This window comes from Rhodoblastus sp., assembly GCF_041915505.1.
Classification (GTDB): domain Bacteria; phylum Pseudomonadota; class Alphaproteobacteria; order Rhizobiales; family Beijerinckiaceae; genus Rhodoblastus.
Genome location: NZ_JAYSBG010000175.1, coordinates 1 through 7,179, shown reverse-complemented (window position 1 = coordinate 7,179; position 7,179 = coordinate 1). Strand labels below are relative to the sequence as shown.

At 60.9% G+C, this 7,179-nt stretch carries 9 protein-coding genes; 6 read left to right on the top strand and 3 right to left on the bottom strand.

Annotated elements, in window-relative coordinates:
- Positions 1–182 (top strand): helix-turn-helix domain-containing protein (locus ACE3S9_RS11890; RefSeq protein ID WP_374546673.1); only part of this gene is annotated, 182 nt, incomplete at its 5' end.
- A 166-nt stretch (positions 183–348) separates the two neighbouring features.
- Here the strand turns inward: ACE3S9_RS11890 and ACE3S9_RS11885 are convergent.
- Positions 349–942: an NUDIX domain-containing protein gene (locus tag ACE3S9_RS11885; protein WP_374546672.1), complete on the bottom strand. Its 594-nt coding sequence runs from the start codon at positions 940–942 to the stop codon at positions 349–351.
- 41 nt (positions 943–983) lie between these two features.
- The gene (locus ACE3S9_RS11880; RefSeq protein WP_374546671.1) at positions 984–1,781 is read right to left on the bottom strand and encodes an NAD kinase; all 798 of its coding nucleotides are present in this window, start codon (positions 1,779–1,781) and stop codon (positions 984–986) included.
- Positions 1,782–2,001: 220 nt separating this feature from the next.
- Here ACE3S9_RS11880 and ACE3S9_RS11875 point away from each other — a divergent pair, with 220 nt between their 5' ends.
- From ACE3S9_RS11875 to ACE3S9_RS11865, 3 genes are read left to right on the top strand one after another with little or no spacing between them, the layout of a single operon-like run.
- The gene (locus ACE3S9_RS11875) at positions 2,002–2,784 is read left to right on the top strand and encodes a Crp/Fnr family transcriptional regulator (RefSeq protein ID WP_374546670.1); all 783 of its coding nucleotides are present in this window, start codon (positions 2,002–2,004) and stop codon (positions 2,782–2,784) included.
- Positions 2,781–3,542: an AzlC family ABC transporter permease gene (locus ACE3S9_RS11870; RefSeq protein WP_374546669.1), complete on the top strand. Its 762-nt coding sequence runs from the start codon at positions 2,781–2,783 to the stop codon at positions 3,540–3,542. Before ACE3S9_RS11875 ends, ACE3S9_RS11870 begins: the two co-directional genes overlap by 4 nt.
- The gene (locus ACE3S9_RS11865) at positions 3,539–3,889 is read left to right on the top strand and encodes an AzlD domain-containing protein (RefSeq protein WP_374546668.1); all 351 of its coding nucleotides are present in this window, start codon (positions 3,539–3,541) and stop codon (positions 3,887–3,889) included. The genes ACE3S9_RS11870 and ACE3S9_RS11865 overlap by 4 nt, the downstream gene beginning before the upstream one ends.
- A gap of 6 nt (positions 3,890–3,895) precedes the next feature.
- Here the strand turns inward: ACE3S9_RS11865 and ACE3S9_RS11860 are convergent, their stop codons facing one another.
- Positions 3,896–4,330, bottom strand: coding sequence for an HIT family protein (locus tag ACE3S9_RS11860; protein ID WP_374546667.1), 435 nt, complete (start codon positions 4,328–4,330; stop codon positions 3,896–3,898).
- A gap of 459 nt (positions 4,331–4,789) precedes the next feature.
- Here ACE3S9_RS11860 and ACE3S9_RS11855 point away from each other — a divergent pair, with 459 nt between their 5' ends.
- Both ACE3S9_RS11855 and ACE3S9_RS11850 read left to right on the top strand, forming a co-directional pair.
- Entirely contained in the window at positions 4,790–5,539 is a 750-nt protein-coding gene (locus tag ACE3S9_RS11855) for a hypothetical protein (RefSeq protein ID WP_374546666.1), read from the top strand.
- Positions 5,536–7,041 carry an ATP-binding protein gene (locus tag ACE3S9_RS11850; protein ID WP_374546665.1) on the top strand — a complete coding sequence of 502 codons (1,506 nt, stop codon included), beginning with the start codon at positions 5,536–5,538 and terminating at the stop codon, positions 7,039–7,041. Before ACE3S9_RS11855 ends, ACE3S9_RS11850 begins: the two co-directional genes overlap by 4 nt.
- Positions 7,042–7,179: the final 138 nt, after the last annotated feature.

Genomic DNA, 7,179 nt, shown 5'->3' with positions numbered 1-7,179 from the left:
CGCCGATTCAATATCTGACTCATTGGCGCATGCAGCTGGCCGCCAAACTCCTGGCCGATCGTCGCGTGAAGATTTCCGTGGTCGCAAGCGAAGTCGGCTATGAATCCGAAGCCGCATTCAGCCGCGCCTTCAAGAAATTCGTCGGCGAATCGCCGGGTCAGTGGCGATCCGGGGTTTCTTGAGGGCGGCGGAGTTTCTTGGAGCCAAAGGCGCGGATCGCTGAAAATGGCGTGACCTGTTCCCGGCTGGCGCGAGACCGCCAGGTCAATGCAGCGATCATTTCGTTCGCGGCGACTGCCGCCCGTCGGAACGACAGGCGTCCGGGAAGCAAGGGGGCGACGACAACCGCTAATCCATCAGCCCGGAGGCCTTGAGCCAGTAGAGCAAAGTGAGCGTCTTGCCGTCGCGGATGGCGCCGGCTTCCGCCTCGCGCAGCATTTCGACGAAGGGCTCCTCGGCCACTTCGATCTCCTCGCCTTCCTCCTCCATGCCGCCGCCCGCGCCGACGCGCGCCTCGGGGCCATAGGGCGCGACGAAGAAATAGAGCTTTTCCGTCGAGGCGGCCGGACTGACGAAAGCCTCGAACAGGAAGCGCAGGCCCTCGACCCGCAGGCCCATTTCCTCCATCGCCTCGCGGCGCATGCAATCGGCGGGCTCCTCGCCCGGATCGAGCGTGCCGGCGCAGGCCTCCAGCAGGCGGGGCGAGGAATCGTTCATATAGGCGCCGAGCCGGAACTGGCGCGTCAGCAGCACTTTTCCCCGCGCGGAATCGTAGGGCAGCAGCACGCAGGCGTCGGGACGGCGAAACAGATTGCGCTCATGCGTCTCCCAGCGCCCGTCGGCGCGGCGGAGATCATAGGTCAGCCGTGAGAAGGAATATTTCTCATCCGCCAGAATCAGTTCGGCGAGATTGCGCGGAGCGGGTTTCCGATCGCTGGGCATAGGCTTCTCCTTCGCAATGACGTTATGGGCGGCGGCGGGCGCTACGGCCTGAACTGCTCGCGCAAAATGCGTTCTTCCATCGAATGGCCGGGGTCGTGCAGCAGCTCCAGCCCGACCGAATGATCGGTCATCACCGTCACGCGCGCCACGTCGCGGATTTCATAATGGTCGGCCACGGCGGCGACCGGACGCTTGTCGGCCTCCAACACCTCGATCATCACTTCGGCCTTGTCCGACAACAGGGCGCCGCGCCAGCGCCGGGGCCGGAAGGCCGAGATCGGGGTCAGCGCCATCAGCGGCGCGCCGAGCGGCACGATCGGTCCGTTGGCCGAGAGATTATAGGCAGTCGAGCCGGCGGGGCTGGAGACGAGCGCGCCGTCGGCGACCAGTTCCTCAAGCCGCACATGGCCGTCGACATAGACGCGCAGCTTGGCGGCCTGGGCGCTCTGGCGCAGCAGCGAAACCTCGTTGATCGCATGGGCGGTCGCGGTCTCGCCGGCGCGGTTCACGGCGGTCATGCGCAAAGGGTGGATGAACGAGCTTCGCGCCGATTGCAGCCGCTTGCGCAATCCCGTCTCGCGGAATTCGTTCATCAGGAAGCCGACCGAACCGCGATTCATCCCATAGATCGGAATGTTGCGGCCCATGAACTGGTGCAGGGTCTGCAGCATCAGGCCGTCGCCGCCGAGCGCCACGACCACATCCGCTTCGTCGGAATGGTCGTCGCCGTAGCGGCCCACCAGCCGGGCGCGGGCATGCTCGGCTTCCGGCGTTTTCGCGGCGAGGAAATTGATCCGCTCGAAACGGCGCCCGTGGTCCGAGGAAACGCTCTTGTCCATTCTGACATCCTGCCCCGGGGCGGCGGGAGATTCGCCGGCGCGGCGCCGGCTCAGACGAAGGAATAGGCGAAGCCATGGCCCGGAGCAAGGCGCGCAGGGCGCTTCCGGCTTGTCCTTGATGCGGATCAAAAACTTTGTCCTCTATTCCCGCCGTGCTATGGTCTGGGCGGCATTTCGGGAATGGATCGCGCGCCAATTCGGGCCGTAAGGAGCTTAGGTTTTGGAAAGTCTGGCCGAAAAGGCGCTGTTCGACACAGTTTTCGGACGAATCGAGACCAGCCCGCGCAGCATCGCCTGTTCGCACAAGGCGTCGCCCGGTCTCGCGCTGGAATGCAGCGAATGCGAAATCAAGGGCCTGAGCGTTTGCGATTCCCTGGAGCCGGACGAATTCGCGCTGCTTGAGCGCATCGGCCGCACTTTGGCTTTCCCGGCCAAGGCCACCTTGTTCGAACAGGGCCGCGACGCGCCCTTCGTCTCCAATCTTACCGCCGGCGCGCTGCGGCTGTCCAAGCTTCTGCCCGATGGCCGGCGCCAGGTGGTCGGCTTCGCTCTGCCGGGCGATTTCCTCGGCCTCGCCATGCAGCCGACCCATCTGTTCACCGCCGACGCGCTGACGCCGGTCAAATTGTGCCAGTTCTCGCGGATCGGCTTTTCCGACGTGCTCGACAAGAAGCCGCGCCTGTTGCGCGCCTTGATGAACATGACGGCGCATGAGCTGACCGTGGCGCAGGATCAGATGGTCGTGCTCGGCCGCCGCACGGCGGAAGAGAAGATCGCCTCCTTCCTGATCGGCATGCGCAATCGCTATGCGCGCATTCATGGCGCCTCGGTTCATGTGCCGCTGCCGATGACCCGGCTCGATATCGGCGATTATCTCGGCCTCACGGTCGAGACCGTCAGCCGCATGATGACGCGACTCGCCCGCGAAAAGGCCATCGTCATCGTGCCGGATGGCGTCCGGCTGCTCGACGTGCCGAGGCTGGAGCTGTTGGCGGAAATGTGAAGCCGCCTCACGCCGGACCTGCGCTGACCAACCCCGAGACGCTCGACCCCGATGGGTCGCGGCGCTGGTTCCTCGAAGGCGTCCGCCAGTCGCTGACCGGGCCGGCCTTTTACGTCGCCATTTCTCTGATGGGCGTGGGTTCTCTCGCGCGGGCGGCCGGCTTTCCGGTCGGCGCGGCCGTCCTGTCGACGCTGCTGGTCTGGGCCGGGCCGGGGCAGGTTTTGTTCTTCGGATCGGTCATCGCCAAGACCGCGCCGCCGGCGATCGCGCTCGCGGTCAGCCTGTCCTCGGTGCGGCTGCTGCCGATGTGCCTGTCGGTGCTGCCGATGCTGCGGCAAAAGCGCACGCCGCTCGCCGTCCTGCTCGCCGCCTCGCATTTCGTCGCGGTGACGGTCTGGGCGGAATCCCTGCGCCGGCTACCCGATATCGAACGTCCGGCGCGCCTGCCGTTCTTTTTCGGACTGGCTTTCACCTGCATGGGGATGACCGCGCTGTCGACGGCGCTGGGCTATTGGATGATGGGCTCGCTGCCCACGCCGCTCGGCGCCGGCCTGATGATGCTGTCGCCGATCTATTTCCTCGCCACCACCGCGCGCTCGTCGCGCTCGGGCGCGGACTGGCTGTCGATGCTCGCCGGCGTGGTCCTGGCGCCTGTCATGGTGACCTTCGTCGGCGGCGGCTTCGACCTCCCGGCTCTGGCGCTGGTCGGCGGCGGCGGGGCCTGGTTCATCGGCTATCTGGCGCGGCGACGGGCATGAGCGTCTTTTCCGGCGATCCGACCCTTGCGCCTTATCTCGCGCTGATCCTGCTGGGCTTCCTGCCGAGCGAGATCTGGCGAACGCTGTCAGTGGTGGTGGCGCGGCGGCTCGACGAGGATTCGGAATGGTTCCTGTTCGTGCGCAGCGTCGCGACGGTGCTGCTGGTCGGCGTTGTGGTCAAGATCGCCTTGGTTCCGTCGCGCGAACTCGCCGCCGCGCCGGTCTGGGCGCGCGGCGCGGCCTTTGTTGTCGCCGCGGCGGCCTTTTTCGCCGCGCGGCGCTCGGTCTTCGCCGCCATTGTCGCCGGCGAGGCGGTGATTATCCTGTCGGTTTGGCTGTGGCGTTGAGGCCGTTCAGGCGTCGGCCGCCAGAGCGGCGCGAATCTTGTCGGCATGGGCCTTGAGCGTGGCGGAATCGGCCATCTTGCCGCTGTGCGGGCGCAGCGCGATTCCCTCCCAGCGCGGGATCACATGGAAATGGATGTGATAGACCGTCTGGCCCGCCGCCGGCTCGTTGAACTGGATGATCGTGACGCCCTCCGCCCCCATGCCGGCCTTGGCCGCGCGGGCGAGTTTCTGGACGCGCAGGATCAATGACGAGAGAACCTCGGGCGGGACATCGAGAATGTTGCGTGCGCCGAGCTTGGGAATCACCAGCAGATGGCCCTCGGCCTGCGGCATGACGTCCATGAAGGCGAGCGTATCCTCGTCCTCGTAGAGTTTCTCGCAGGGAATCTCGCCGCGCAGGATCTTGGCGAAAATATTGTTGGGATCATAGGCGACGGACATGTCGGGCGCTCCGGCTTGGTCGTTTCGCGGAACCTGCCCAAGGGAGGGCGCGCGGTCAAGCCTTGCCGGCTGGCGGTAGCCGCCTCAGGATGAATGTCCGCTCACGGACCAAACGGGAGGCTCAGATCATGGTGCCGTTCGCTCTTAATGGCTCGAAGCCGACCTTCTCGAACAGGGCAGCTGAGGTCTCAACTGCGGACCAAGGCGGCCACCGATGACCGTTTCCAATTCTTTCGCGTCGAACGCCACGCGCACAACCATTGGCTAGCGGCATCAGTGCGTCCATTTTTTCCGCCATGACCGGTACGACCCGTTCGACCGCGTGCCGCGCAGCTATCCCGATGAACATCCTGGCGACCATGAGCTCCCTGTGACCTTTGATCGGGCGTTCCGGCTGTGGATTGTTAACAGGAGTACGAAGCAGTAGCTTAAGCGAGTCGATTGTCGGAGGAGATAGACTTGGCTCTGGGCATGCTGGTGTGCGGCCGCACGGGTGAGTCCTGCACGGCCAATAGAACCTTAGATCATCTTGGCGCTTCCATCGACCGCTTCGCGAACAAAGCAGTTGATTATCTAAATAGCACTTTTTCGGACGAAGCTCAGACTTTCGGAGCTTTTTGCGCAAGAGTTACTCTCGAGAATGCTTGCGCAGCGCTTGTGGGGCGTTTGGACCCGTTTAGAATGCTTTATTTAGCAGAGTTCCAAGCGCAGGGCGGCTTCGAATATGCTAAGCCCTCAAAATCCGGATTCAAGTGGGCGGGCGACGTCCTAGCCGACGAGAAACCACCCGCGCGCGACTTATGGAACACAGATCATGAGCTCGCACGTATAAGCAGGGCCCTATTCTCCGCGTATGTTGACCACGTATACTGGAAACCGGCTGCAGAAGCGGCCTTGGATTATCTAGCCGAACGCGGGGAAGGCGGGGAACTCAGGGAGTTGCAGGCGATAGACCCGGACAACTTCACTTCGTCAACTAAGGGAAAGTGCTCAGCACTCTACTCCAAGCTTTCAAAGGGTGTGCACTGGGACTTCTTTGTGTCCTCCGTCGTGATGGACGAAGGCACCTTGAAAGACGCGATCCGAGACTGTCTCATCCAAGTGGCAAACATGGGATTCGTTTCTCATTTTGTCCCTACAGCGTACCGCTCACTAGGCCGAAGTGACGCGCTCGATGCCTACAAAAATTTTAGAAAGGCGTTTTCGTGAACGACACGGCTCTCGAAGAGATTGACGCGGGATTGATTTTGGCAGCCGAGGAGTGCCCTTCGGATAAGTTCGAGGGTTACCATTCCTTTTCGCCGTTCGACGACGTCATCATCCGCAAACTTTCAGCTCATGGCCCTGTCTTGCTTCGTGGCGGACGAGGCAGCGGAAAGAGCGCTCTTCTCATTGAGTCCCACCGACGTATGCGTGCAACAGGCTCCGCTTTCTCGATCTATATGAGCCTTCGCTATTTGCCATTGCTTCAGTCGGACGGTTCCGAATACATTGGACATTTCTGTTCGCTTTTGTCCAAAGCCATTTCCGCCGAGCTTTTGACCCAAGGCCAATCCGTTGAGTTCGATTTCGCTGAGGACGAGGTTGCGCTTCAGATATCCTTAGCCAAGCTTGCTAGAACGCTGGATAAGCGCGTTGTCATTCTGTTCGACGATGCCGCGCATATCGGTCGAGAGAAACCTTTGGAGGTGTTCTTCGATCTGTTTAGGACCTTGTCCAGCAACTCAACTTCATGCAAGGCCTCAATTTACCCGGGGGTCACAAAATTTGGTGTTAGATTCGATGTATTCAATGACTCGACCGTAATTGATATTAGTAGATCGGACGTCTCAGGTGGAGATCGCTATTTCAGCGACGTCCTTAGGACACGATATCCGACGTTGGCTAACCGTGACATATTTTCGGACCGCTTAACGCCAGATACTTTTGCCAGCCTGCTTGGCCGCGCGGTGGTGGGTAACATGCGCGCCTTCATTCTCGCTTGCAATAGGTTCGATGGCAAAACGCGCGTGAGCATTCCAGACGTAAACAGTTGTCTGCTCAACATGGCCGAAGATTATTACTGGCCTCTGATGGAGGAGGTTGCGCCTAAGCTTGGTGTCTACGAACCACTGGTAGGAACGGCGACATCGATTTTCGAAGCAATAATGGAACATTTGTGTCGGCCGCTTCGCCAAACTAGCCGAATAATTGCACAGGATCGGGTTACAATTCACCGAAATATCGTAAGCCAGTTCTCCAAAGTTTTTGAAATCCTCGAATACCTAGGTTTCATGGCCAAGAAGGAGGCTTCTCGCGGTATGAAGTCGGGAGGTCGAGGCCCCGTTTACGCGGTCAATTTGTGCAGCCTGCTTGAGCAGGTGCCCACAAAACGCCTTACGATAGAGATGATCGACGAGTGGATTGCAGCCAAACCGGATCTAGCAGAGATACATTCATCCGCAGGGACGTTCAGCGCTTTTGTTATGCCCGCGTTAGCACCTGAAAACGAGCTTGGTATTCTTGGCAAGGACGTTGAAGTGCTCGCGAAGTCACGGGCGTACCCTTACGGTCTCACGGAAGACAAGATCGCTCGCTTAAAGGCAGCGGGAATCAATACGGTTCAGGAGCTTGCAGAAGTGCCGGAAGCTCGATTGCTGCAAATCGATATGGTTGGCCCTGCAACGGTTAAGCGTATGCAGGACGTCGTCCAGCAAGCGATCTGGATGTGACATAGTCGTGACTAGGTCCTAAACTCATAAACGGGATTCCCGCGACCGCGAAAGAATGATTCAAGGTTCCCTGTGATTCTGGGGGCTTTGATGACGCGTCGGCGTTTTGAACTGACCGATCGGGAATGGTCGATCATT